The 2,355-nt window shown below is 58.3% G+C and carries 3 protein-coding genes; 2 read left to right on the forward strand and 1 reads right to left on the reverse strand.

Features of this window, described 5'->3' with window-relative positions:
- Window positions 1-173: 173 nt before the first annotated feature.
- Window positions 174-581: a MerR family transcriptional regulator gene (locus DY926_RS15790; protein WP_116704226.1), complete on the reverse strand. Its 408-nt coding sequence runs from the start codon at window positions 579-581 to the stop codon at window positions 174-176.
- A gap of 64 nt (window positions 582-645) precedes the next feature.
- Between DY926_RS15790 and DY926_RS15795 the strand changes: the two genes are divergently transcribed.
- Both DY926_RS15795 and DY926_RS15800 read left to right on the forward strand, forming a co-directional pair.
- Window positions 646-1,398: a cation transporter gene (locus DY926_RS15795; protein ID WP_116704227.1), complete on the forward strand. Its 753-nt coding sequence runs from the start codon at window positions 646-648 to the stop codon at window positions 1,396-1,398.
- Between the two features lie 491 nt (window positions 1,399-1,889).
- Window positions 1,890-2,355 (forward strand): hypothetical protein (locus DY926_RS15800; RefSeq protein ID WP_408886081.1); only part of this gene is annotated, 466 nt, incomplete at its 3' end.

Consider the following 2,355-nt stretch of genomic DNA (forward strand, 5'->3'; position numbering starts at 1 on the left):
TGCAAATTCCCCATAACTGAGTCCCGGTGTCGCGGGTTCGGTCTTCCCAGACTTTCGTACGCCTCGCGGCGCCCGAAACCCTTCAGGATTGCAGTCGGTCCGCTTCAAGCGAATGACCTGTGGAAGCGGACATCCTGATTCGGTGTGAAAGGGGTACTCTGAGCTGCCTTTCGCTAAACCCTGTCGTCCCCGTAGCCCAGCACTTCGATCACCCGGCATTCCTCGACCGTACCGCGCGCACACCGATCTAGCGAGCGTTGCAGCTCGGCGCGCAGCGCCACCAGCCTCCCAATCCGTCGGTCAATATTCTCGACGTGGCGGCGGGCGATAGCGTCCACCTCGCCGCAGGAACGCTCCGGCTGCTCGCTAAGCGTCAACAACTCACGAATGTCGGCGACCTCGAAGCCCAACTCGCGGGAATGACGAATGAAGTTGAGACGGGCGACCTCGTCCGCACCGAAGCGCCTTTGCCGCCCTTCCGTTCGTGCCGGTGTCGGAAGAAGCCCGACGCCTTCGTAGTAGCGGATCGTCGGCACCTTGACCCCAGTGAGCCGCGCCAACTCGCCAATCGAGATGCTCATGGTATTTTTCCCTTGAAGCTCTAGTGGCTAGAGATTGTAGGGTGATCCCGAGAAGGAGTCACCCATGTCCGAGAACTGCTGCAAGTCCGAGAACGCCTGTTGCGCCCCGCCACTTCTGGTCGTGCCCATGAAAACAGTCACACCAACCGTCGAGGTGACGATATGCGGCACCGTCGAGGATAGCTGCTGCCCGAAGGGTGTCCCGGTCTTCGACGGTGTAGACCCGCGCTACAAGCGCGTCCTGTGGACGGTGATCGCGATCAATGGCGCTATGTTCGTGACCGAAATGGCGGCGGGACAGCTCGCTGGCTCGCAAGCCCTCAAGGCCGATGCACTCGACTTCCTGGCCGATACCGTCACCTACGGTTTGAGCCTGGCGGTGATCGGCGCGAGCCTGCGCACGCGAGCCACGGCGGCACTCGCCAAGGGCGTCTCGCTGTCGCTGATGGCGCTGTGGGTGTTCGGATCCACCGTCTACCACACGTTAATCCTCGGCGTTCCGCAGGCCGAGATCATGGGTGCGATCGGCGTCCTGGCGCTGGCCGCAAACCTTGCCTCGGTGTTCCTGCTCCTGCCCTACAAGGATGGCGACGCCAACGTGCGCTCGGTGTGGCTCTGCTCTCGCAACGATGCGATCGGCAACCTGATCGTCATGTGCGCGGCGCTCGGCGTCTGGAGCACCACCAGCGCATGGCCCGACCTTGCGGTGGCCGCGATCATGGCTGGCATCTTCCTGTCATCAGCGGTGCAGATCCTGCGGCAGGCATGGAGAGAATATCGAACCGACGCGACTGGCACGAAGGCAGCCGCCGCATAGGGTGAGGATCATGCGCCCATGTCCGCTTTCCGGCAACGCAAAGCGGGCCAGCTACGTCGTAGAAGAGGCGACTGCCGACGGTCCGCTTCACGTTCCTTGAGCGGACAGGCAGTTCAGGGGGAGAAGCAGAATGTCTGGTTTCGGATCGAAAATTTGATTACCAGCCACTTTTGGGGCGCTGGAAGACTGTCGATAATGCTTCCTTCCACTCGCGTGAAAATACCACACCATCAAACCCGGGACTAAACACCTAGCCATCCCCTCAGCCTGTCAGCAAACGGATCCAGTTGGCTGGGATGTTAAAGAACAAGGTTGTTCAAGAAATATCCACGTAATATATCCTTACACTTCGGAACGATAATCATTTTCATAATATAAATTTTATTTTGTAGATGAGATGTTCAGGTTCGCGTCAGGTTTCTTTGTTATCGGTAGAAAGTCATCGTCTTGATGGCGGAAATTTTACGTATAACGGGGAACAGACGCTTATTATGCGAAGGGTATGGCAGGGCAGTCTGTATATAGCCTGTATTTTCTTCCTGATGGTGTCGACCGCCTGGGCAGATAATGGGACAGAAGGCATATGCATGACAGTCCAGCAGGGTATTCGCCTGCATGTGGACGGCATGTATGGCGGATATCCTCATTCCGTACTGCGCGCTGCAGTGTTGCAGGGCGTGGCGTGTCCGTCTGATGCGGCTGAACTGCATGCGTTCAGTCTGATTGCTGACCCATCACCGCACCTGCGTGTTTCCGTTACAAGACCCATGGGGCAGGGACAGCAGGGATCAATTTCTGCCCGACTGTTCTCGCGGGGACATTTTGTCATTGGGGAGCGTATGTCGCTCTCTCCATTGGCGCGCTCTCAATCCCCGTTTTCAGTCACTTCTGACATCAATCTCATGATGGCGCGGCTGTGGAGCGATCTCGCCGAACGGATCAGCCACGGTGGTCCGG

The sequence above is a fragment of the Komagataeibacter melaceti genome (genome assembly GCF_003403295.1).
GTDB lineage: Bacteria > Pseudomonadota > Alphaproteobacteria > Acetobacterales > Acetobacteraceae > Komagataeibacter > Komagataeibacter melaceti.

Excerpts from the sequence above, each read along its gene's own strand:
- DY926_RS15790 (WP_116704226.1), bottom strand. The coding sequence starts at position 581 with ATGAGCATCTCGATTGGCGAGTTGGCGCGGCTCACTGGGGTCAAGGTG.
- DY926_RS15795 (WP_116704227.1), top strand. The coding sequence starts at position 646 with ATGTCCGAGAACTGCTGCAAGTCCGAGAACGCCTGTTGCGCCCCGCCA.